At 70.5% G+C, this 22,234-nt stretch carries 18 protein-coding genes and 1 pseudogene; 9 read left to right on the top strand and 10 right to left on the bottom strand.

Going from position 1 to position 22,234, the window contains the following annotated elements; genetic code table 11:
- The first annotated feature begins 63 nt into the window (after nt 1-63).
- Nucleotides 64-1,218, top strand: coding sequence for a cystathionine gamma-synthase (locus ACYQ8Q_RS29240; protein WP_460068861.1), 1,155 nt, complete (start codon nt 64-66; stop codon nt 1,216-1,218).
- 25 nt (nt 1,219-1,243) lie between these two features.
- On the opposite strand, the gene ACYQ8Q_RS29245 is transcribed toward ACYQ8Q_RS29240, so the two are convergent.
- The 3 genes from ACYQ8Q_RS29245 to ACYQ8Q_RS29255 all read right to left on the bottom strand — a co-directional run bounded on the left by ACYQ8Q_RS29245 (nt 1,244) and on the right by ACYQ8Q_RS29255 (nt 2,720).
- Complete coding sequence (locus tag ACYQ8Q_RS29245) at nt 1,244-1,492, bottom strand: hypothetical protein (RefSeq protein ID WP_460068863.1); 249 nt, start codon at nt 1,490-1,492, stop codon at nt 1,244-1,246.
- Nucleotides 1,489-1,998, bottom strand: coding sequence for a SigE family RNA polymerase sigma factor (locus tag ACYQ8Q_RS29250; protein WP_460068866.1), 510 nt, complete (start codon nt 1,996-1,998; stop codon nt 1,489-1,491). Before ACYQ8Q_RS29250 ends, ACYQ8Q_RS29245 begins: the two co-directional genes overlap by 4 nt.
- A gap of 212 nt (nt 1,999-2,210) precedes the next feature.
- Nucleotides 2,211-2,720 carry a MarR family winged helix-turn-helix transcriptional regulator gene (locus ACYQ8Q_RS29255; protein ID WP_079061644.1) on the bottom strand — a complete coding sequence of 170 codons (510 nt, stop codon included), beginning with the start codon at nt 2,718-2,720 and terminating at the stop codon, nt 2,211-2,213.
- A gap of 167 nt (nt 2,721-2,887) precedes the next feature.
- Here ACYQ8Q_RS29255 and ilvA point away from each other — a divergent pair, with 167 nt between their 5' ends.
- From ilvA to ACYQ8Q_RS29270, 3 genes are all read left to right on the top strand, one after another.
- On the top strand, nt 2,888-4,117 hold the full coding sequence (gene ilvA, locus ACYQ8Q_RS29260) for a threonine ammonia-lyase (RefSeq protein WP_460068868.1): 1,230 nt from the start codon (nt 2,888-2,890) through the stop codon (nt 4,115-4,117).
- A gap of 198 nt (nt 4,118-4,315) precedes the next feature.
- Entirely contained in the window at nt 4,316-5,281 is a 966-nt protein-coding gene (locus ACYQ8Q_RS29265) for an ATP-binding cassette domain-containing protein (protein WP_460068871.1), read from the top strand.
- Nucleotides 5,282-5,479: 198 nt separating this feature from the next.
- Nucleotides 5,480-6,277 carry an ABC transporter permease gene (locus tag ACYQ8Q_RS29270; protein ID WP_460073535.1) on the top strand — a complete coding sequence of 266 codons (798 nt, stop codon included), beginning with the start codon at nt 5,480-5,482 and terminating at the stop codon, nt 6,275-6,277.
- A 429-nt stretch (nt 6,278-6,706) separates the two neighbouring features.
- On the opposite strand, the gene ACYQ8Q_RS29275 is transcribed toward ACYQ8Q_RS29270, so the two are convergent.
- Both ACYQ8Q_RS29275 and ACYQ8Q_RS29280 read right to left on the bottom strand, forming a co-directional pair.
- Nucleotides 6,707-7,591, bottom strand: a complete 885-nt coding sequence (locus ACYQ8Q_RS29275) for an aminoglycoside phosphotransferase family protein (RefSeq protein WP_460068874.1) — start codon at nt 7,589-7,591, stop codon at nt 6,707-6,709.
- A gap of 78 nt (nt 7,592-7,669) precedes the next feature.
- Nucleotides 7,670-8,728: pseudogene (locus ACYQ8Q_RS29280) on the bottom strand (IS630 family transposase).
- 228 nt (nt 8,729-8,956) lie between these two features.
- Here ACYQ8Q_RS29280 and ACYQ8Q_RS29285 point away from each other — a divergent pair.
- Together ACYQ8Q_RS29285 and ACYQ8Q_RS29290 are read left to right on the top strand one after the other, a co-directional pair.
- Entirely contained in the window at nt 8,957-10,963 is a 2,007-nt protein-coding gene (locus tag ACYQ8Q_RS29285; RefSeq protein WP_460068877.1) for a recombinase family protein, read from the top strand.
- The gene (locus ACYQ8Q_RS29290) at nt 10,945-11,664 is read left to right on the top strand and encodes an ABC transporter permease (protein WP_460068880.1); all 720 of its coding nucleotides are present in this window, start codon (nt 10,945-10,947) and stop codon (nt 11,662-11,664) included. Before ACYQ8Q_RS29285 ends, ACYQ8Q_RS29290 begins: the two co-directional genes overlap by 19 nt.
- Nucleotides 11,665-11,731: 67 nt before the next feature.
- On the opposite strand, the gene greA is transcribed toward ACYQ8Q_RS29290, so the two are convergent.
- Together greA and ACYQ8Q_RS29300 are read right to left on the bottom strand one after the other, a co-directional pair.
- Nucleotides 11,732-12,232 (bottom strand): transcription elongation factor GreA, encoded by a 501-nt coding sequence (greA, locus tag ACYQ8Q_RS29295; RefSeq protein ID WP_067248623.1) that lies wholly within the window; start codon nt 12,230-12,232, stop codon nt 11,732-11,734.
- Between the two features lie 178 nt (nt 12,233-12,410).
- The gene (locus tag ACYQ8Q_RS29300; RefSeq protein ID WP_460068884.1) at nt 12,411-12,812 is read right to left on the bottom strand and encodes a DUF4307 domain-containing protein; all 402 of its coding nucleotides are present in this window, start codon (nt 12,810-12,812) and stop codon (nt 12,411-12,413) included.
- Between the two features lie 135 nt (nt 12,813-12,947).
- Here ACYQ8Q_RS29300 and mca point away from each other — a divergent pair, with 135 nt between their 5' ends.
- Both mca and ACYQ8Q_RS29310 read left to right on the top strand, forming a co-directional pair.
- Nucleotides 12,948-13,808, top strand: coding sequence for a mycothiol conjugate amidase Mca (gene mca / locus ACYQ8Q_RS29305; protein ID WP_460073537.1), 861 nt, complete (start codon nt 12,948-12,950; stop codon nt 13,806-13,808).
- Entirely contained in the window at nt 13,801-14,052 is a 252-nt protein-coding gene (locus ACYQ8Q_RS29310) for a hypothetical protein (RefSeq protein WP_460068886.1), read from the top strand. Before mca ends, ACYQ8Q_RS29310 begins: the two co-directional genes overlap by 8 nt.
- Nucleotides 14,053-15,221: 1,169 nt before the next feature.
- Here the strand turns inward: ACYQ8Q_RS29310 and ACYQ8Q_RS29315 are convergent.
- Nucleotides 15,222-18,437, bottom strand: coding sequence for a tetratricopeptide repeat protein (locus ACYQ8Q_RS29315; protein ID WP_460068889.1), 3,216 nt, complete (start codon nt 18,435-18,437; stop codon nt 15,222-15,224).
- A gap of 155 nt (nt 18,438-18,592) precedes the next feature.
- On the opposite strand from ACYQ8Q_RS29315, the gene ACYQ8Q_RS29320 reads away from it, so the two are divergent.
- The gene (locus tag ACYQ8Q_RS29320; RefSeq protein ID WP_460068892.1) at nt 18,593-20,626 is read left to right on the top strand and encodes a thioredoxin domain-containing protein; all 2,034 of its coding nucleotides are present in this window, start codon (nt 18,593-18,595) and stop codon (nt 20,624-20,626) included.
- A 206-nt stretch (nt 20,627-20,832) separates the two neighbouring features.
- Here ACYQ8Q_RS29320 and ACYQ8Q_RS29325 read toward each other — a convergent pair whose 3' ends face one another.
- Complete coding sequence (locus tag ACYQ8Q_RS29325) at nt 20,833-21,564, bottom strand: Mut7-C RNAse domain-containing protein (protein WP_460068893.1); 732 nt, start codon at nt 21,562-21,564, stop codon at nt 20,833-20,835.
- A gap of 33 nt (nt 21,565-21,597) precedes the next feature.
- Complete coding sequence (locus ACYQ8Q_RS29330; protein WP_460068895.1) at nt 21,598-22,227, bottom strand: TetR/AcrR family transcriptional regulator; 630 nt, start codon at nt 22,225-22,227, stop codon at nt 21,598-21,600.
- Nucleotides 22,228-22,234: the final 7 nt, after the last annotated feature.

Below are 22,234 nucleotides of genomic sequence, written 5' to 3' on the forward strand. Positions count from 1 at the left end.
AGCGGCCCGGTCGCCGGGTGGCCGTCCGGCAGCAGCCCCGCGAGCGCACTACGCTCGGTGCCCATGAGCGACAGGCACATCAGTCAGCACTTCGAGACCCTCGCGATCCACGCGGGCAACACCGCCGATCCCCTCACCGGCGCGGTCGTCCCGCCGATCTACCAGGTCTCGACCTACAAGCAGGACGGCGTCGGCGGCCTGCGCGGCGGCTACGAGTACAGCCGCAGCGCCAACCCGACCCGCACCGCCCTGGAGGAGAACCTCGCGGCCCTCGAGGGCGGCCGCCGAGGACTTGCGTTCGCTTCCGGACTGGCGGCCGAGGACTGCCTGTTGCGTACGCTGCTCAGCCCCGGTGACCACGTGGTCATCCCCAACGACGCGTACGGCGGCACCTTCCGCCTCTTCGCCAAGGTCGTCGCCCGCTGGGGCGTGGAGTGGTCGGTCGCCGACACCAGCGACCCCGCCTCCGTACGGGCCGCGATCACCCCGAAGACCAAGGCCGTGTGGGTGGAGACCCCCTCCAACCCGCTGCTCGGCATCACCGACATCGCCGCCGTCGCCCAGATCGCCCGGGACGCGGGCGCGAGGCTCGTCGTCGACAACACCTTCGCCACGCCCTACCTCCAGCAGCCGCTGGCGCTCGGCGCGGACGTCGTCGTGCACTCCCTGACCAAGTACATGGGCGGCCACTCCGACGTCGTCGGCGGCGCGCTGGTCACCGCCGACGAGACGCTCGGCGAGGAGCTGGCGTTCCACCAGAACGCGATGGGCGCGGTCGCCGGACCCTTCGACTCCTGGCTGGTGCTGCGCGGCACCAAGACGCTGTCGGTGCGCATGGACCGGCACAGCGAGAACGCCACCAAGGTCGCCGACATGCTGACCCGCCACGCGCGGGTGACGCAGGTGCTCTACCCGGGTCTGCCCGAGCACCCCGGTCACGAGGTCGCGGCCAAGCAGATGCGGTCCTTCGGCGGCATGATCTCCTTCCGCGTCACCGGCGGCGAGGAGGCGGCGGTCGAGGTCTGCAACCGCGCCAAGGTGTTCACGCTCGGCGAGTCCCTGGGCGGCGTCGAGTCCCTCATCGAGCACCCCGGCCGGATGACGCACGCCTCGGTGGCGGGCTCGGCGCTGGAGGTGCCCGCCGACCTCGTCCGGCTCTCCGTGGGCATCGAGAACGTCGACGACCTGCTCGAGGACCTTCAGCAGGCCCTGGGATAACCGTCCGCGAGACCTGCCGCGGTCGTCACCAGCCGGTGACCGGTGGAGTCGTCTCCGAGGGCGGCTCCACCCAGGGGCGGGCCGTGGCCGCCCAGACCACGAAGGCCACGGTCGCCGCGAACAGCAGCAGCCACAGCAGCCGCAGGGCCATCGTCCGGCGCCGCAGCATCCGGCCGCCCAGCCGGAGCACGTCCGCGGGGAGACCGGCCGGCACCCGGGGTGCGGTCCGCTCCATCATCTGCCGTACGGCGGCCTCCCGTTCGGGCCGGTTCACGAGGTGGCCGCCTTCGCGCTCACGCGCGCGGGGGCCGGTCCGCGCGGCGGATGCAGCAAGAGCGTGGTCGCCCGGTCGACGATCAGGTGGATCCGGTCCGGGGGCAGCCCCAGCAGCGCCGCCACCTGCTCCTCGGCGACCCCTTCGTGCAGCCGCAGGACCAGGACGAGTCGCTGCTGGGCGGAGAGCACGGCCAGCGGACCGGCGGGCCGGGCGCGGGTGAGACCGAACGGCAGGGCGCCGTACCGGTGCCAGGTCCCGCGCGCGAAGCGGGCGGCCAGGCACTCCCGCGCGTGGTTGTACGGGTCCTCGCCGCGCAGCCGGTCCCAGCACGCGTACGTATGCGCGAGGGCGTGGGTCAGCAGGCGCCGCGCGCGCGGGTTGTCCTCCACCGCCTCCGCGGTGAGCAGGGTGGCGGTCCGCAGCAGCCGTCCGCCCGCCCCGGCCAGGAACGCCTCGAACTCCCGGACCCGGCGGGCTTCCTGGACCGTACGCCTCTCTCGCATCCCGAGCCTCCCGCCTGCCGGCGACCCCCTGGAAACGGATCCCGGCGGAGCACGGGTGCGGCACCGCGTACGGCCCGGAGGGACCCGGTCTCATATGAGGCCAGGGGTGGGCTTTCGGTCAAGAGCCGCGCACGCGCCGTATGCAAGTCGCGTACGAGAACCACGCACCCCCGGCGCGAGACCGCCCCGCACACACGTGCGTGCCCGGGTGCTCAGGAAGCGGCCGGTGCCGGCTCCGCGCCCGGTAGGCCCTGGGCGGCCATGCGGGAGGACAGGGCGACGTTGAAGCGGGTGAGGAGGGAGCAGAACGCCTCCCGCTCCTCCGGGGCCCAGTCCTCGGTCAGCTCGGCCATCAACTGCCGTCGGGAGGACCGTACTTCCTCCAGCCGCGACTGCCCGCGCGGGGAGAGCTGGAGCACCACGGCCCGCCCGTCCTCGGGGTGCGAGGTCCGCTTGACCAGGCCGGTGTCGACGAGGGGGGCCACCTGCCGGGTGACGGTCGACGAGTCGATCCCCATGCTCGCCGCGAGCGCCTTGACGCCCATGGGGCCTTCCTTGTCGAGACGGTTGAGCAGCAGGTACGCGGCGCGGTCCATGGAGTTGCGCACCTGCCCGACGCCGCCCAGGCGGGTCTGTTCGGCCCGGCGTGCGAAGACCGCGACCTCGTGCTGCAGCGTGTCGAGAAGACCGGTGTCACCGACGGTCGTCATGTCCATCGACATTTCAGGTGTTGTGGGCATGGCCGGGGGCTCACTTCATGAAGGGGGTGCTGTCAGGAATGGGGGACAGAGTACGCGGCCGGAAGCCGGGCCGTACCGGCGCTGCGGAAACCAGTCTCGGTGGTTGGTCACAGCGGCCGTTCCCGCCTGTGAACTGCGATGCTGATGTCATGAGCTATGGCACGGCTGACTCCTTGCGGCCCGTCACCCTCGACGATGTGCGCGGCGCACAGAAGATGCTCTCGGGCGTGGCGCGCATGACGGCGATGGAGGGCAGCAGGCATCTGTCCCAGCTCGTCGGGGCGCCGGTCCTCCTCAAGTGCGAGAACCTCCAGCGGACGGGTTCGTTCAAGCTGCGCGGCGCGTATGTGCGGATCGCGGGGCTGCTGCCGGAGGAGCGGGCCGCCGGGGTCGTCGCGGCGAGCGCCGGCAACCACGCGCAGGGCGTGGCGCTGGCGTCGTCGCTGCTGGGGGTGCGCTCCACGGTGTTCATGCCCAAGGGCGCCCCTCTGCCGAAGATCAGCGCGACCCGGGAGTACGGCGCGGAGGTGCGCCTGCACGGTCAGGTGGTCGACGAGACGCTGGCCGCCGCGCAGGAGTACGCGGAGCGGACGGGCGCGGTGTTCATCCATCCCTTCGACCACGCCGATGTGATCGCCGGGCAGGGGACGGTCGGCCTGGAGATCCTGGAGCAGTGTCCGGACGTCGGCACGGTCGTCGTCGGGATCGGCGGCGGGGGTCTCGCGGCGGGCATCGCGGTCGCGGTGAAGTCGCAGCGGCCGGACGTGCGGATCGTGGGCGTGCAGGCGGAGGGGGCGGCGGCGTATCCGCCCTCGCTGGCGGCCGGGCGGCCGGTGTCGATCGAGGCGCCGGCGACGATGGCCGACGGGATCAAGGTGGGCCGGCCCGGAGACGTGCCGTTCGGGATCGTCGGCGAATTGGTGGACGAGGTGCGCACGGTGTCGGAGGGCGAGCTGTCCGCCGCGCTGCTGCTGTGCCTGGAGCGGGCCAAGCTGGTCGTCGAGCCGGCGGGGGCGAGTCCGGTCGCGGCGCTGCTGAGCGAGCCCGGCGCCTTCGAGGGCCCGGTGGTCGCGGTGCTGTCCGGCGGCAATGTCGACCCGGTGCTGATGCAGCGGGTGCTGCGGCACGGCATGGCCGCGCAGGGCCGCTACCTCGCGGTCAGCGTGCGGCTGACGGACCGGCCGGGTGCGCTCGCGACGCTGCTGGGGGTGTTGTCAGTGGTCGACGCTAACGTTCTCGACGTGAGCCATGTGCGGACCGATCCGAGGCTCGGGCTGACCGAGGCGGAGGTCGAGCTGCACCTGGAGACGAAGGGGCCGGCGCACTGCGCCGAGGTCGGCCAGGCCCTGCGCGACGCGGGGTACACGGTCGTCGTCTGACCCGTCAGGAGCGCCGGGAGCCGGTGTGGTAGCCGGTGTACGTGCAGGTCGGAGCCTCTTCAGTCACTCGTACGAGCGAACTCCGTTGTGAGTCGCGATACATCGCGTTATGGTGAATTGCGTGGTCGCCCGTCGGGCGTCCGAAACAGCGCAAACCTAGGCTTTTCGAAGGAATCCCCGAAGACGTGGAGAACTTTTATGCCAGGCGCCATCTATGCCGAAGGCCTGGTCAAGACCTTCGGTGACGTAAGGGCTCTGGACGGCGTCGACCTGGACGTCCCGGAGGGCACCGTCCTCGGCCTCCTCGGGCCGAACGGCGCGGGCAAGACCACCGCGGTCCGCTGCCTGACCACCCTCCTGCGCCCCGACAGCGGGCGGCTGGAGGTCGCCGGCCTCGATGTGCTCAAGCACCCCAACGAAGTGCGCCGCTCGATCGGCCTGTCCGGCCAGTTCGCGGCGGTCGACGAATACCTCACCGGCCGCGAGAACCTCCAGATGGTCGGCCAGCTCTACCAGATGAAGGCGAGGCCCGCCAAGGCCCGCGCCGAGGAACTGCTGCGGCAGTTCGACCTCACCGAGGCCGCCGACCGCACGGCCAAGACCTACTCCGGAGGCATGCGCCGCCGGCTCGACCTGGCCGCCGCGCTGGTGGTCTCCCCGCCGGTCATGTTCATGGACGAGCCGACGACCGGCCTCGACCCCCGCAACCGCCAACTCCTGTGGGACGTGATCAAGCGCCTCGTCTCCGGCGGTACGACCCTGCTGCTCACCACCCAGTACCTGGAGGAGGCCGACCACCTCGCGCACGACATCGCGGTCGTCGACCACGGCAAGGTCATCGCCCGCGGCACCTCCGACGAGCTCAAGGCCCACACCGGCGGCGAGCGCATCGAGGTCGTGGTCCATGACCGCGAGCAGATCCCCGTCGCCCTTGAGGTGCTCGCCGGCTTCGGCAAGGGCGAGACCACCGTCGAGGAGCACACCCGCTGCCTCACCGTGCCCGTCACCGGCGGTGCCAAGCTCCTCGCCGAGGTCATCCGGGAGCTGGACACCCGCGGCATAGAGATGGACGACATAGGCCTGCGCCGCCCGACCCTCGACGACGTCTTCCTGTCCCTGACCGGACACATCGCCGAGGAGAAGGCCGAGGAGGTCACGGTATGACCGCGCCGGTCGGCGTTGCGAAACGCAACTTGATCCGGACGGGATTCACCGCATGGAAGGAGCCGGTGAAGTGAGCGCCATGAACGACTCCCTGGTCATCGCCCGCAGGAATCTGATCCGCATGAGCCGGATTCCGAATCCTGTTCGCCCGTGTTGGTCAGGATTCACCTCAGGGAAGGGGTCGGTGAAGTGAGCGCCATGAACGACTCCCTGGTCATCGCCCGCAGGAACTTGATCCGAATGAGTCGGATTCCTGAAATGGTGATTTTTGGGCTGATACAGCCAATTATGTTCGTGGTCCTCTTCACGTACGTCTTCGGCGGCTCGATGAACATCGGCGGCTCGACGGACCCGGACGTCTACAAGAACTTCCTGATGGCGGGCATCTTCGCGCAGACCGTCACCTTCGCGACTGCCGGTGCCGGCGCGGGCATAGCCGACGACATGAACAAGGGGCTGATAGACCGCTTCCGCTCCCTGCCGATGGCGCGCGGGGCGGTGCTCACCGGCCGGACCGTGGCCGACCTCGTGCAGACCGCGCTGACCCTGCTCGTCCTGGCCGTTGTCGCGCTCCTGGTCGGCTGGCGCCCGGGTTTCGCGGAGCCGACCAACTTCGGCAGGGTCATGGCTGGCTTCGGCCTGTTGCTGCTCCTCGGCTACGCGTTCACCTGGATCGGCGCCCTGATCGGTCTGACGGTCCGTACTCCCGAGGCGGCGACCTCCGGCGGGCTGATCTGGCTCTTCCCGGTGACCTTCATATCCAACGCGTTCGTGGACTCCTCGCAGATGGCGTCCTGGCTGCAGCCGATCGCGGAGTGGAATCCGTTCAGCGCGACTGTCCAGGCCTGCCGCACGCTCTTCGGCGACCCGGGCGTCTCCCCGTCCGACGCCTGGCCGATGGCCCATCCCGTCTGGGCCTCGATCATCTACTCGATCGTGATCGTCGCGATCTTCCGCACCCTCGCGGTCCGCAAGTACCGCCGGGCGGCCGGCTGACCACGGTTGCGTCAATTGGGCGGCCGGGTGGGCTGGGTCAGCTGTGAACCTTCGAGCCCCCTTCCTCATCGGGGAAGGGGGCTCGGTCGTGCCTGACCAGGCTCTGGCTGCCAGAGCCCGATGCTGCCCTGGGTGCCCTGATGGATCGGGTGGTGTTCGCTCAGACGGGCGATGAGGAATCGAAGGGCAGAGGTGGGCACGTCGACGCTGGACAGGTAAACAAGCACGCGAAGCCTCTGGTGAGGCCAACTGCCCAGCTAGTGTCCTGAGTCGTTAGTTCGCTTGCGGTTGCAGAGCGGCGCGGTGCCTGCTCCGAAGCTGGCCGCTGGAGTTGTCCGATCGCTAACACCGGGTGCTGCGGGGCCGGCTGCGCAGGCAGATCGACTCTCAGGTGGTGGCCCCGGTGGGTCCACGCGCCCCTATGACCCCTCAGCCTCGATCAGCGAGGATCTCTGAGAGCACGCGTCGCGCGTTACGGGCGTCAGTGCCGTCCTCGCCCAGGCTGTTGGCGCACGAGACGAGCGTCTTCCACAGCGCCCAGCCGCGTCCGCGCGCCCATGTCGCATCGTCGACGCCGAGCTGCCTCCGAAACAAGTCGCGACCGTCGGCCGGGAGTAAGGTCCAGGCGATCGCGAGGTCGCAAGCGGGGTCCCCCACGCCACACGTACCGAAGTCGATGACGGCAGCGAGCTGTCCGTCCTCAAGGAGCAGGTTTCCCTGGGCAAGGTCGCCGTGGAACCAGACGTCCACCCCGTCCCACTGTGCCTCGAGCGCCTGAGTCCACAACTCATGTGCCGACGCGACATCGGTGTGGCCGCGCAGTTCGTCCAGCGCACCTAGCGCCTGCGCCTCGTAGGTCCGCAGTGTTGCTCCACGGAACCAGTTGTGCTTGCCAGGCTGTGGCCCTTCCGAGGCATCGATGCTCTGCAACGCGGCGACGAAGTTGGCCAGGTCCTCGGTGAAGCGGATCGGATCGACAACAGACTCGAACGTCGCGGGCGTGCCGTCGATCCACCCGTAGACCGACCACGCGAACGGGTAGGTCGCACCAGGGCTCCCCTTCGCCAGCGGTATCGGGATCGGCAGCGGGAGAGCGGGGGCCAGTTCGGGTAGCCAACGGTGCTCCTTCTCCACGGCCAAGGCGTACTCCTCCGCGCTGGGCAGGCGGAGCAACATGTTGTTGCCCAAGTGGAAGGTCCGGTTGTCCCAGCCGCCGTTCTCCACAGCCGTCACAGGTAGTGCGGCCCATTGTGGGAACTGTTCGGCCACGAGCCGCCCTGCCTGTTCGGCACTGATGGTGACCCGCTGGGGCATGGGCCCAAGATCTGGAACATCGTTCAACAGGTACATCCTTGCCTGGATTTATTGTCCTGATTTGTTAATTCATGCGCATTATGCGGCGAGGGTGTCGAGGATGTCGTCGGCGGTCTTCGTCCAGACGAACGGCTTGGGGTTCTTGTTCTATTCGTTGATCCAGCCGCGGATGTCCCGTTCGAGTTCGACGACGCTGCGGTGGGCCGAGCGGCGTAGTTTGCGGCAGGTCAGCTCGGCGAACCAGCGCTCGACGATGTTGAGCCAGGACGCCGAGGTGGGAGTGAAGTGCAGATGGAAGCGGGGGTGACGCAGCAGCCACTTCTTGACCGGCTCGGTCTTGTGGGTGGCGTAGTTGTCCAGGACCAGGTGGAGTTCGAGGTGCTGGGGGACGGCGGCGTCGATGACCTTCAGGAAGCGGAGGAACTCCCGGTGGCGGTGGCGGCGGTAGTGCTGGGCGATGACCGATCCGGAGGCGATGTCAAGGGCGGCGAACAGGCTGGTCGTTCCGTGCCGGACGTAGTCGTGCGTCATCTTCGCCGGCGTGGCCGGCGCCATCGGCAGCACCGGCTGGGTCCGGTCCAGGGCCTGTATCTGAGACTTCTCGTCCACCGCCAGGACCAGGGCGTTCTCCGGCGGGGACAGGTAAATGCCCACCACGTCACGGACCTTGGTCACGAACTGCGGGTCGGTCGACAGCTTCCAGGTTTCCACGATGTGCGGTTTGAGGCCGAACGCCCGCCAGATGCGCGAGACAGCCGACTGTGACATCCCCGCCGCCCCGGCCATCGAACGCGTCGACCAGTGCGAATCACCCGTCGGCGGCGCCTGGCCGAGCGTCCTTGCGACCAGGGCTTCGACCTGCTCGTCCGTGATCTTCCGCGGCGCCCCCGAACGCGGCCGGTCCACCAGGCCCTCCAGCCGGTCCGCGACGAACCGGGACCGCCACTTGCGCACCGTCTCCCGCGAGACACCCAGGTCATCCGCGACCCGCGCGTTCGACAGGCCCTCCGTGCACGCCAGCACGATCCTCGACCGCAGCACCAGCGCCTGAGAGGCGGTCTGCTTGCGCAACCAGCCTCGCAGCACCCGGCGTTCGTGATCGGACAACTCCAGCGGCAACGGCTTCGGACCAGGCACCGCCCCACTCTACAACCGCAAGCGAACTAACGACTCAGGACACTAGCGGACCTTCTGTTCGGTCGCCTTCCCAACGCACATAAGAAGAGCGGAGGTTATCGGCAATCGCCTGTCGAGTAGCAGATGGGAAGGCTAGCCTGATGGCAAATGCATGGAGACCCCAGGGGGCGGCAACCCCCTGGGGCCAGACCGGTCGCGGACCGGCCTGCCAGTCACGGAGGGACTGACATGGGTAAGGGTACCGTCATGCGCGGGCGTCGAATCGCTCGCGGCGTGGTTCGGGTAGCCGTCTACCTTCGCGTATCGACCGCGAAGCAAGTCGAGGGATACGGCCTCGACACGCAGGAAAAGCAGTGCATGGCTTGGCTGGACTTCAAGATCGGCCCTGGAAAGTACAGCGTTCACAAGGTGTACGTCGATGGTGGGGAATCTGGGAAGAAGGACTCCCGGCCCGATCTTGACGAGATGACAGCGGCCATCGAGAAGGGCCTTATCGACCTCGTCGTGTTCGGCAAGCTGGACCGCATCGGCCGAACCATGGAAGACATCCACCTCTGGGTGTTCAACGCCACCAAGCACCACAAGATCAGGGTTGCCACGGCAGACGGCCGTCTCGACAGTGACGACGAACTGTTCGGCATCATGCTCAGCCTGCTCTCCTACATGGCAGAGCTGGAGCACACCCTGATCCTCGAGCGGACCTCGGGCGGCCGGGATCAGAAGCTGGCTGCCGGTGGTTGGCCCCTTGGGCAACCGCCGTACGGCGTGATCCTCAGTGGCAAGGGAAGCAAGGCGGTCCCGGTCCTCTGCGAGGACGAGGTGCACGTGATCAACGTCGCCGTAAGCCTGATCGTAGATCTCGGGTACTCGCGGGATGAGGCCGCCGAGCATCTGAACAACCTTGGCTCCCGCACTCGTAAGGGCCTGTCCTGGACCGGCACGAACCTCGCCCGGCGGCTCAACTCCACTGCCCTTGACGGGTATGTGGAGTTTCGCATTGAGCGCACCGCCGAAGAGGACGAAGAGGAGACGTTCGAAGTCTTCCGGATCGAGGTTCCTCGACCAATCAGCGATCCGGATCGTGTGGATGCCCTGCGGAAGGCGCTCAACAGGCGATCGTTCACGAAGAAGAACCTCAATCACTACCTCTTCACCGGGCGTCTGTACGCACTGTGTGGCGGCTACTACACAGGTGGCAAGTCCGCTGCATCCGCTATCGGTTACTACCGGTGCATGGGAAGGCGGCTGGGGTTGAAGTGCGACTGTGCGCATCTCCCCGCCCCTGACGTCGAAAAGGCCATTTGGGCCGAGATCGAGGCCCTGCTCGCGGACAAGGACAAGTTCCGTGCGCTCGCCGGCAAGTGGTTGGGGGCGATTCCGGCTCGCGCTGAGACGTACCGGGAACGTCTTGCTGAGCTGGACGCTCAGATCGCGAAGAGGCGTGCCGGTCGCAAGGGGCAGCTTCTCGAAAAGCTCGCCCAACTCTTCGAGGACGAGCTGGGGGAGGGCCCTGGAGACGGCATTGACGACGACACGATTCGGGAGCTGAAGCAAGCCCTCCAGTCGAAGGAGGATGAGCTGATGGCCGAGCGGGAGCGGGTGGCGCGCTGGCTCGGTGAAGCAGAAGCGCAACAGCAGCGGGCGGACGAGATCATTGCCTTGGTGGAAGAGCAGGCAACCGCCCTCGAATCCTTCACCACTGCGCAGTGTCGAGATCTGCTTGATCTGCTGGATGTCCGTGTACACGTCACGGGCAAGGGGCAGCGGCACCGGAAGGGCATCGCCGACCCGCTGGCCGAGTGGCACAGGGAGACGGGCACGCTGGTGCCGCTCAAGATCAGTGACGAGGAGTGGGAGGCGGTCGACGCCGTCCTTCCTGACTCCCGCCAGACGTGGACGCCGAAGCGCGAGATCTTCGAAGCGATCCTGTGGAAGCTTCGGACCGCTGCTCGATGGAACCAGGTGGAGGTCTCCGGAAACGCCTGGAACGCTGTCCGGCGGCGGGCGGAGTTCTGGCGCACTTCAGGGGCCTGGCCAGCTGCCATGGAAGCTCTGAGGGGCGTTGGCGGGGTCCCCGTACCCCCGATCATGATCCTCCCGCCCATGGAGGTCACGGGCAGCATTGATCCGAAGTTCGCGGCGCTGGAGCTGGAGACTCTCGGCGGTGGTGGGGAGGAGCGCAACCAGAATCACACCCGCGCACAGTCTTCCCTGAAATGGTCATTTTCGGGCTGATTCAGCCGATCATGTTCGTGGTCCTCTTCACGTACGTCTTCGGCGGCTCGACGGATCCGGACGTCTACAAGAACTTCCTGATGGCCGGCATCTTCGCGCAGACGGTCACCTTCGCCACGGCCGGTGCCGGTGCGGGCATAGCCGACGACATGCACAAGGGCCTGATAGACCGGTTCCGTTCCCTGCCCATGGCGCGGGGCGCGGTACTCACCGGTCGGACCATGGCCGACCTCGTGCAGACGGCACTGACCCTGCTCGTCCTGGCCGTCGTCGCGCTCCTGGTCGGCTGGCGTCCCGGCTCCGCGGAGCCCACCAACATCGGCAAGGTCATGGCCGGCTTCGCCCTGCTCCTCCTCCTCGGCTACGCGTTCACCTGGATCGGCGCCCTGATCGGTCTGACGGTCCGTACTCCCGAGGCGGCGACCTCCGGCGGGCTGATCTGGCTCTTCCCGGTGACCTTCATATCCAACGCGTTCGTGGACTCCTCGCAGATGGCGTCCTGGCTGCAGCCGATCGCGGAGTGGAACCCGTTCAGCGCCACCGTCCAGGCCTGCCGCACGCTCTTCGGCGACCCGGGCGTCTCCCCGTCCGACGCCTGGCCGATGGCCCATCCCGTCTGGGCCTCGATCATCTACTCGATCGTGATCGTCGCGATCTTCCGCACGCTCGCGGTCCGCAAGTACCGCCGGGCGGCCGGCTGATCACGGTACATGGCGAAGCCCCCGGCGGCTCGGGCGCCAGGGGCTCGTCAGGAGAGGGGACGGCAGCTCAGCCGCTGTAGGGCTCGGCCTTGAGGATGCGCACGGAGGCCTTCTTGCCGTTCGGCAGCTCGTACTCCGCGTCCTCGCCGACCTTGTGACCGATCACGCCGGTGCCCAGCGGGGACTGCGGCGAGTAGGTCTCGATGTCGGAGCTCGCGTACTCGCGCGAGGCGAGCAGGAACGTCATGGTGTCGTCCTCGTCACCGTCGAAGGCGATCGTCACGACCATGCCGGGCGCCACGGCGCCGTCCGCGGAGGCCGGAGCCTCGCCGACCTTGGCGTTCTCGAGGAGCTGGGTCAGCTGGCGCACACGGAGCTCCTGCTTGCCCTGCTCCTCCTTGGCCGCGTGGTACCCGCCGTTCTCGCGCAGGTCGCCCTCCTCGCGCGCGGCCGCGATCTTGGCGGCGATCTCCGTGCGCGCAGGACCAGTAAGGTGCTCAAGCTCTTCCTTGAGCTTGTTGTACGCCTCCTGGGTAAGCCAGGTGACGGACTCGCTGGTCTGGGTCACAGGGTGCTCCTCGTCGGTACTGGGAATACAAAGCATCGCCCTACCCTCAAGCATGTTCCTCAGGGGATGGGCGAAACCACGAGCCTAACAATTCCGCGGGCAAAGGGGGAGGACATAAGCCACCAGAATTACGTCAACGCAGGTCAGCGAGTACGTAATGCGGAGGACAGGGGGGTCCTCAGTCGGCGTGACAGCCGAGCAGCTCGGCGGTGGTGCCCTTGGCCGTCGTGCGGAGGGTGACCACCTTGTCGATCCGGGTGTCCGACCCGGAGAAGCGGAAGTCCGCCCGGCCCACCTCGGCGCCGTCGGCGGACTGGGAGCGGACCGTGCAGTAGCCGCTCGCACCGGCGTCCTTGCGGACCTCCAGGTGCACCTCGACGGCGTCGTCCGAGGTCGCCTTGAAGGTGATCACCTCGGCGCTGATCTTGTTCTGGCCGACGTAGTGGTAGGCGAAGTACCCGACGATCACCAGCAGGACCGCGCCGAGTGCGGCGCCCACGATCTTCAGGGTGCGGTCGGCCCGTTCGTCCGAGGCGCGGCCGTAGCGGCCCTCGGGCACGCGGGTGCTCGCCGTACTCATGATCGTCCTCTCGGCAGGCCAGGGCCCTGGAATTAATCGCCCCCCGATTCGGTCACTATAGAAGCCTGCTATCGCGCCGGCTCACACGGGCGCCGACTTACCGAGGATTGAGTCTTGACTGACCAGCTGCGACTGATGGCCGTGCACGCGCACCCCGACGACGAGTCGAGCAAGGGCGCGGCCACCATGGCGAAGTACGTGTCCGAGGGGGTGGACGTGCTGGTGGTGACCTGCACGGGCGGGGAGCGCGGCTCCATCCTCAACCCCAAGCTCCAGGGCGACAAGTACATCGAGGAGCACATCCACGAGGTACGCAAGAAGGAGATGGACGAGGCCCGAGAGATCCTCGGCATCAAGCAGGAGTGGCTCGGCTTCGTCGACTCCGGCCTGCCCGAGGGCGACCCGCTGCCCCCGCTGCCCGAGGGCTGCTTCGCCCTGGAGGACGTCGACAAGGCGGCCGGCGAGCTGGTGAAGCAGATCCGCTCCTTCCGTCCGCAGGTGATCACCACCTACGACGAGAACGGCGGCTACCCGCACCCCGACCACATCATGACCCACAAGATCTCGATGGTGGCGTTCGAGGGCGCGGACGACATCGCGAAGTACCCGGAGGACGAGTTCGGGCCCGCGTACCGGCCGCTGAAGCTGTACTACAACCAGGGCTTCAATCGTCCCCGTACCGAGGCGCTGCACCACGCGATGCTCGACCGGGGCCTGGAGTCGCCCTACGGGGAGTGGCTCAAGCGCTGGGAGGAGTTCGGGGTGAAGGAGCGCACGCTCACCACGCACATCCCGTGCGCCGACTTCTTTGAGATCCGCGACAAGGCGCTGATCGCCCACGCCACGCAGATCGACCCCGACGGCGGCTGGTTCCGGGTGCCGATGGACATCCAGAAGGAGGTCTGGCCGACCGAGGAGTACGAGCTCGCGAAGGCTCTCGTCGATACGTCCATCCCCGAGGACGACCTCTTTGCGGGCGTCCGGGACAATGCCTGACATGAGCGCAAGCGTGAGCCTGGCAATGACGCACCTCGTCCCCCTCGCCAAGGAGGTCGACGAGAACAAGGTCACCCCCGGCGTCCTCGGCTTCATCGTGTTCGCGGCGATGGCGGTGGCGGTCTGGGGTCTGATGAAGTCGATGAACAAGCACATGGGCAAGGTCGACTTCAAGGAGACCTCGGACGGCGGTGAGGCCTCCGCCCCGGGCTCGACGGGCAAGGCCTCCCCGGCCAAGGGCTGACCCCAACCGGAACCAGGCGTCACCCGGGCCGACCGAAACCACGCCCCCTGCCGGGCCGGCTGCCCTTGCCGCATCCGGCCGTGTGCGGGGCGGGCGGGGATTTGGGACCGCCCGGGTCGGCTGGTCCTGCCGTGTGTGGCTGTGTGCCCGGCAGGCGGGGATTTGGCTCCGCCCGGGTCGGCGCGCTCTGCTGTGCGGGGCGGGGTGGCTGGTCGTGCTGTGTGTGGCTGTGGGCCGGGGCGGGCGGGGACTTGGTACCGCCCGGGTCGGCGGTCCTGCCGTGTTTGGCCGTGTGCCCGGCAGGCCGGGATTTGGCTCCGCCCAGGCGGCTGGCCCTGTTGCACCCGCCCGGGCGGCTGGCCGTGCTGTACCCGGCCAGGCGGCTGGCCCCGCCGCGGTCGGCCGGGCGCTCGGGCCGGTCGGCCGGAACGGGGCCGCCAGTGGTTGGCCGGTGCCGGGCCCCTGGCGGTTGGCCGGTGCCGGCCCCCGGCGGTCGGCCGGAACGGGGCCGCCAGTGATTGGCCGGATCCGGGCCCCTGGCGGTTGGCCGGTGCCGGCCCCCGGCGGTCGGCCGGAACGGGGCCTCCAGTGGTTGGCCGGTGCCGGGCCCCCGGCGGTCCGCCGATGCTGGCCCCCGGCGGTTGGCCGGTGCCGGGCCCCTGGCGGTTGGCGGATGCCGGCCCCCGGCGGTCAGCCGGAACGGGGCCTCCAGTGGTTGGCCGGTGCCGGGCCCCCGGCGGTCCGCCGATGCTGGCCCCCGGCGGTTGGCCGGTGCCGGGCCCCTGGCGGTTGGCGGATGCCGGCCCCCGGCGGTTGGCCGGAACGGGGCCTCCAGTGGTTGGCCGGTGCCGGGCCCCCGGCGGTCCGCCGATGCTGGCCCCCGGCGGTTGGCCGGTGCCGGGCCCCTGGCGGTTGGCGGATGCCGGCCCCCGGCGGTCGGCCGGAACGGGGCCGCCAGCGGTTGGCCGGATCCGGGCCCCGGCGGTCCGCCCATGCCGGCCCCCGGCGGTCCGCCGGTGCCGGGCCCCGGTGGTTGGCCGGTGCCGGGACCGTGGGTGGGGGAGGTCGCCGTGGTTGGCTGGGTGGCTTCTTGCGGGGGGGCTCGGGCGGGGCTCTGGGCTCAGGAAGGGGAACCGTTCAGTGGCGCTGAGGCTGCGGGGACGCCCCGACTACGCTTCGTTCACCGCCACGCCCATCACTTCCCGTTCGTGTCGGCCCGGTACCAGGCCGAGGCGCCAGGCCTGCCAGCCGGTTTCCGGGCGGATGCCGCGTTCCAGGAGGACGGCGTAGGCGGCGAGGGACTCGGACAGTTTCGTGTCCCGCAGGGGGTGGGGGGTGCGGCCGAGCTGGGCCAGCTCCTCCTGGGCCACGGCCGTGCCGACCTCCGCGCCGCCCGGTGCGCCGTACGGCAGCAGGGTGCAGCGCAGGAAGCGGGCCCAGTCCTCGCCGCGGCGGTCGCCGTAGGAGGAGAACAGGCCCGCCGCCTCGTCGCACAGGGCCAGGGCCTGCTGGGCGCGGGCGTTGCCCGCCTCGATGATCGCGAGCTCCAGACAGGTCCACGCCTCGCCGTGGGAGACCCCGATGCGCTGGAAGTCGGCGCGGGCGTCGACGAGGAGTTGCCGGGCGAAGCCGGAGTTGCGCAGGGAGCCGGTCTGGGCGGCCCGCTGGTCCCTGGTGACCCGGGCCGAGTGGTGGCGGGCGCAGGCCAGGCCGTAGACGTCGCGCATCCGGGAGAAGAGGGAGCGGGAGCGTTCGAGCTCCCGGACGGAGCTGTCCAGGTCGCCGGTCTCCTCCAGGGCGAGGCCCAGGTAGTACACGGTCCAGGCCTCCCCGCGGGCGTCCTCGTTGCCCCGGTGCCGGGCCGCCGCCGTACGCAGTCCCTCCACCGCCGACGCCGGATCACCGGCGATCATGCGGGCCCGGGCCAGCTGGGTCAGGGCCCAGGCCGCACCGCGTTCGTCGCGGGTACGGCCGTACAGGTCGAGGGCGCGGTTCAGGTCGGCCTCCGCGGCCGGGACGTCGCCGCGGCGCAGGTTGAGCTGGCCGAGCTGGAAGTGGGCCCAGGCCTCCCCGTGCACGGAACCGCCCTCGCGGTGCAGCACCAGGGAGCGGGTCAGCAGGTCCAGGGCCTCGCCGAGCCGGGCCCGGTCGCGTTCCACCGCGGCCAGGGCGTGCATGGTCCAGGCGCGGTCCGTGGCCAGCTCGGGCGCGGCCTGCAGGTCCATCGCCTCGCGCAGCCTGGCCGCCGCCTCGGTGAGGTTGCCCTGGTGGTGCAGGGTGATGCCCAGGGAGCACAGGGCCCGGGCCGCGCCCGCGTCGTGATGGGCCTGGAGGTAGAGGTCGACGACCGAGGCCAGGGTGGCCCGGGCCTTGTCCAGCTCGCCGAGCTGGCGGGCCGCGATGCCCGTACGCCACTGCACGGACCGCACCAGCAGGTCCTGGCCGACCGACTGGGCCAGCTCGCTGATCTCCCCGAGACGGTAGAGGTCGCCGCGCAGCAGGCAGTAGTCGCACAGCGCGCCCAGCAGGCTCAGTAGGGCCGTCTCGTGCACGCCCTCCGCCTGGCGCAGGGTCGCGGTGATGAAGCTCGACTCGTCGTCCAGCCAGCGCAGGGCCTCGTCGAGGGAGGTGAAGCCGTGTGGGGTGAACCGGTCCGAGCGGGTCGACATGTTGCCGTCGACCAGCCGCAGCACGGAGTCGGCGAGCTCGGCGTAGCTGACGATGAGGCGTTCCTGGGCGGCCGTGAGCTCGGTCTGCTCCTCCTCGTCGTGCAGCCGGGCCTGGGCGAAGGCGCGGACCAGGTCGTGCAGCCGGTAGCGGTCGCCACGCACCCGGTCGACCAGGCCGGCGTCCGCGAGGGCGGTGAGCTGCCGGGTCGCCTCCGTGCGGTCGGTGGCCAGGAGGGCGGCGGCCGCGGCGGCGCCCAGTGAGGCCCGTCCGGCGAGCGCCAGCCGCCGCAGCAGCCGGCGGGTGCCTTCGGGCTGGTCGGTGTAGCGCAGCCACAGGGCGCGCTCGACGGGGCCGACCGGGCCGTACGCCCCGAGGTCCGTGGCGAGTCCGCGCGGTGAGCGCGGGCCCAGCGAGGAGCCCGCGATCCGCAGCGCCAGCGGCAGTCCGCCGCACAACTCCCGTATCCGTTCCGCGGATTCGGCGTCGTACGGGGCGGAGGTGTCCTGGGCGGCGGCGCTCAGCAGCTCCTCGGCGCCCGCCGACTCCAGGGGGCGTACGGGGAGCCGGTGGGTCCAGGCGGACAGCTCGGCGGGGAGGTCCAGCGGGTCGCGGGCGGTGACCAGGACCAGGCTGTCGGAGCGTTCGGGGACGAGGGTGCGCACCTGCTCGGGGTCGCCGGCGTCGTCGAGGAGGACGACGACCGGCAGGCCGGTGAGGTGCTGGTAGTAGAGGTCGGCGAGACGTTTGACCTGCTGGTCGGGGGACGAGCGCTCACGGAAGAGGAGCTGTTCGCGGGGTGCGCCGAGCCGGTTCAGCAGATGCAGCAGGGCGTCCCGGGTGGCCAGCGGGGTGCCCTGCGCGCTGTCGCCGCGCAGATCGACGACACAGGCGCCGCGGAACTGGTCGCGCAGATCGTGTGCGGCGCGTACGGCGAGCGTGCTGCGGCCGCTGCCGGGCGGGCCGTGCAGTACGACGACCGTGGGTCTGGTCTCGGTGCTCGCCCGGGCCGACTGCACCCACTGCCGGATCTGGGCCAGTTCCGCCCGCCGCCCCGCGAACGGGCCTGCGGGTTCAGGGAGTTGGCCGAAGGACTGCTCCAGCACGGTCCGCCCGCGCGCCGCCGCGCTCTTGTCCGCGCCCTTCAACTGCGGGCCGGGCGTCTTCTTGTGGACCTGCCGGGGTCCGGTCGTCGCGTCCAGCACCCGCTGCTGGTCCAGGAACGGGCGGATCCCGCGTACCTCCAGCGCCGTCAGCCACTGCAACCGCAACTGCTCGGCGCCGCCGGGCTGTCCGGCCTTGCCGGCCTGGTGGTGCGCGGCCGGCAGATGCGCGCCGGCCACCTTCACCACGGTGGCCGCGGCCCCGACCACGCCGACCGCCACCCCGGCCCCGAGGGCCGTGCCCGGACCGGTCCCGAGCGCGAGGTCGGCCACCGCGGTCGTCACGGCGGCGACTCCGGCCACCAGTAAGGGAGTTCGTCCGCCGCCCTCCTTGGCGTACCGCTGCGCGAAGCTGACCCGTCCGGCGTCCCGTTCGTCCAGGGCGCGGGCGTAGGCCTCGTACTCCGCGGCGGCGGTCTGCGCCATCGCGTCCAGTGCCCCGCGTGCCCTGGTCAACAGCGCCTGCCGGTCGGTCCGTCCGCCCGACCGTCGTACCTCTTCCTCCACAGCCCGCGCCAACAACCGCTCGGCCTCTGCCTTGTGACTGTCCCGCATGTCCCGTCCCCCTCCGGCGGCACGGCGTCCGTCCGGTCAAGTGTGCGGTGGACGACTCCCGTGGCGCGAGAGGGCGAAGGGTTACGGAGGGTTTCCGATCGGACACCGTCCTCGCCCCGCTGCCCGCCGCCGGGTACTGGGGCAGGATGGACCCCATGCCGAACCGACTGGCCCATGAGACGTCCCCGTATCTGCTCCAGCACGCCGACAACCCGGTCGACTGGTGGCCCTGGTCCGAGGAGGCCTTCGAGGAGGCGCGGCGGCGCGGGGTCCCGGTGCTGCTCAGCGTCGGGTACAGCAGCTGCCACTGGTGCCATGTCATGGCCCACGAGTCCTTCGAGGACCCCGAGACCGCGGAGCGGCTCAACGAGGGGTTCGTGAGTGTCAAGGTCGACCGGGAGGAGCGGCCCGACGTGGACGCCGTCTACATGGAGGCCGTGCAGGCCGCCACCGGGCACGGCGGGTGGCCGATGACGGTGTTCCTGACGCCGGACGCGGAGCCGTTCTACTTCGGTACGTACTTCCCGCCGGCGCCCCGGTCCGGCATGCCGTCGTTCCGGCAGGTGCTGGAGGGGGTGCGGCAGGCGTGGACGGAGCGGCGGGACGAGGTCGCGGAGGTCGCCGGGAAGATCGTGCGGGACCTGTCGGAGCGGGAGATCTCCTTCGGGGACGCGAAGGCGCCGGGGGAGCAGGAGCTGTCGCAGGCGCTGCTGGGGCTGACGCGGGAGTACGACCCGCAGCGCGGCGGGTTCGGCGGGGCGCCGAAGTTCCCGCCGTCCATGGTGGTGGAGTTCCTGCTGCGGCACCATGCCCGCACCGGTGCCGAGGGCGCGCTCCAGATGGCCCAGGACACCTGTGAGCGGATGGCGCGGGGCGGGATCTACGACCAGCTCGGCGGCGGGTTCGCCCGGTACTCGGTCGACCGTGACTGGACCGTGCCGCATTTCGAGAAGATGTTGTACGACAATGCGCTGCTCTGCCGGGTCTATGCGCATCTGTGGCGGGCCACCGGTTCCGAGCTGGCCCGGCGGGTAGCCCTGGAGACGGCCGACTTCATGGTGCGGGAGCTGCGCACCGCGGAGGGCGGGTTCGCCTCGGCGCTGGACGCCGACAGCGACGACGGGACCGGGAGGCACGTCGAGGGCGCGTACTACGTGTGGACGCCCGGGCAGCTGACCGAGGTGCTCGGCGCCGAGGACGCGCGGCTCGCCATGCACTGCTTCGGGGTCACGGAGGAAGGCACCTTCGAGGAGGGCGCCTCCGTGCTCCGGCTGCCCCAGCAGGACGGCGTCTTCGACGCGGAGAAGATCGCCGGCATCAGGGAACGGCTGCTGGCGAAGCGCGCCGATCGGCCCGCGCCCGGCCGGGACGACAAGGTCGTCGCCGCCTGGAACGGGCTCGCCATCGCCGCGCTCGCCGAGACCGGGGCCTACTTCGACCGTCCCGACCTGGTGGCCGCCGCCGTTGCCGCCGCCGATCTCCTCGTACGGCTGCATCTCGACGAGCAGGCGCGGCTCTCCCGTACCAGCAAGGACGGGCAGGCCGGGGCGAACGCCGGGGTGCTGGAGGACTACGCCGATGTCGCCGAGGGGTTCCTCGCGCTGGCGTCGGTCACCGGGGAGGGGGTCTGGCTGGAGTTCGCCGGGTTCCTGCTCGACCATGTCCTCGTGCGGTTCGCCGACCCGGAGACGGGGGCGCTGTACGACACGGCCGCCGACGCCGAGCGGCTGATCCGCAGGCCGCAGGACCCGACCGACAACGCCGTCCCCTCCGGCTGGACCGCCGCCGCGGGCGCGCTGCTGGGGTATGCGGCGCACACCGGTTCCGAGCCGCACCGCACGGCCGCCGAGAAGGCCCTCGGGGTCGTCAAGGCGCTGGGGCCGCGGGTGCCGCGGTTCATCGGGTGGGGGCTCGCCGCGGCCGAGGCGCTGCTGGACGGGCCGCGCGAGGTGGCCGTCGTGGCGGCCGGGTTCGACGACCCGGCCGCGAAGACCCTGCTGCGCGCCGCGCTGCTCGGCGCCGCGCCGGGGGCGGTGGTGGCGTACGGCACGGTCGGCAGCGAGGAGTTCCCGCTGCTCGCGGACCGGACGCTGCGCGACGGCGAACCGACGGCGTACGTCTGCCGCAACTTCACCTGCGACGCCCCGACGACCGACCCGGAACGGCTGCGCGTGGCGCTGAGCGACTGAGGACGGCCGCCGGGCAGCGGCCCCGTAAGGCCCCGGTGACCTGGACGGGCGGCTCGGGCGCCGGTGAGGACCGGCGCCCCGGGCGTCGGCTGAGCACCCCACCCCACCGCACCGGCCCGGACGGCCGGAACAGCGCCTGCAGGGCGGCGCCGGCGGTCGCGGGAGCGGGACGGGTCCGGCCGTGGCCCCCCGAGGGGCCGCCGTGCTCAGTTCTCCCGCGCCCGCATGCTCAGGGCGTCCTCGACGATCGCCTCCAGCTGCTGGTGGTGGGCGCCCTTCCAGTAGGCGCGGCCGCAGGAGGCGCACTGGGCGAAGACGTCGTAGGAGCGGTGGGTGCCGTGTTCGAGCTGGTCGGCGACCTCGTCCTTGGTGGCTCGGCGCAGCAGGCCGTTGCAGGCGGTGCAGCGGGTCCAGGGGGCGAGGTCGGGGCGGAAGCGGTCGAGTACGTCGCGGAGCTGGTCCTCCGGGCGGGTGCTGTAGACGTAGGCGCCGGCCCAGAGCTCGCGGCGGCGCAGCAGGCCCCGGTCGCGGCTGAGCATGACCCGCTGCTCGGCGGCGGAGCGGGCGGCGAGGGCCGGGTCGCCGATGTCGGTGGACTCGTAGGCCGTGTCCACGCCGAGCAGGCGCAGCCGGCGGGCGAGGGTGCCGAGGTGGACGTCGAGGAGGAACCGCAGCGGGGCGCCGGGGACCTGCTGGGGGCGGTCGACCGGGCGGACCGTGACCCGCTCGCCGTCCGCCGGGATGTGCGCGACCGGCACCTCGCGGCCGTCGACCACGAGGGTGCCGACCTCGGTCAGCGGGACGCCGAGGGACTCGACGACATGGCCGAGGGTGGAGACGCCGTCGACGGCGAGCGGGTGGGTGCCGGTCCGGCGGGCGTGCGGGACGAACAGGGCCAGCTCGGGGGCCACTTCGACGTGGATCTCGGGTGGGTTCACCTGGTCAGGATGGCACGCTGGGCCGGGCCCGGCTCAGGGGTTTTCGACGTGCAGGCCCTGTTGCAGGACGTCCAGGGCGCGGTCGAGGAGAGCGGGGAAGTCCCCCTGGTGGCCGTGCTCGGCCCAGTACATCGAGGTCTCCATCAGTCCGCCGATGAGCGACATCGTGTACACCCGCACTTCCAGGCTGTCGGGGTCGAGGCCGGTGCGCTCGGCGACGGCGGTGGCGAACATGCGGCCGGTGACCGACATGCTCTCCATCATGCGCGAGCGCACCGCGGGAACCTCGACCAGCAGATGGGTGCGGATGCGCGCCACCTCGGGGTCCTCCTCGATGCCGGTGCGCACGGCTTCCTGCATCACGTACCGGACGGACTGCGGCCAGGGCTCGTCCGCCGGGCGGGCCCGCAGTTCCTCCAGGAGGACCGGGTCGTACTCGTCCGTGAGGACGATGTCCTCCTTGGTCGGGAAGTAGCGGAAGACGGTCGACGGCGACACCTCGGCGCGCTCGGCGATCTGGTCGATCGTCGTGGCGTCGTACCCCTGCTCCTTGATCAGCGCGTACGTGGCGGTGCGGATCGCCTCGCGTGTCTTGATCTTCTTGCGCTCACGCAGACCCAGCTGGGGGCGGTCGGCGGGGGAGGAGGTGCGGGCGGCCGTCATGGGGTTC

The sequence above is a fragment of the Streptomyces sp. YKOK-I1 genome (assembly GCF_054660435.1).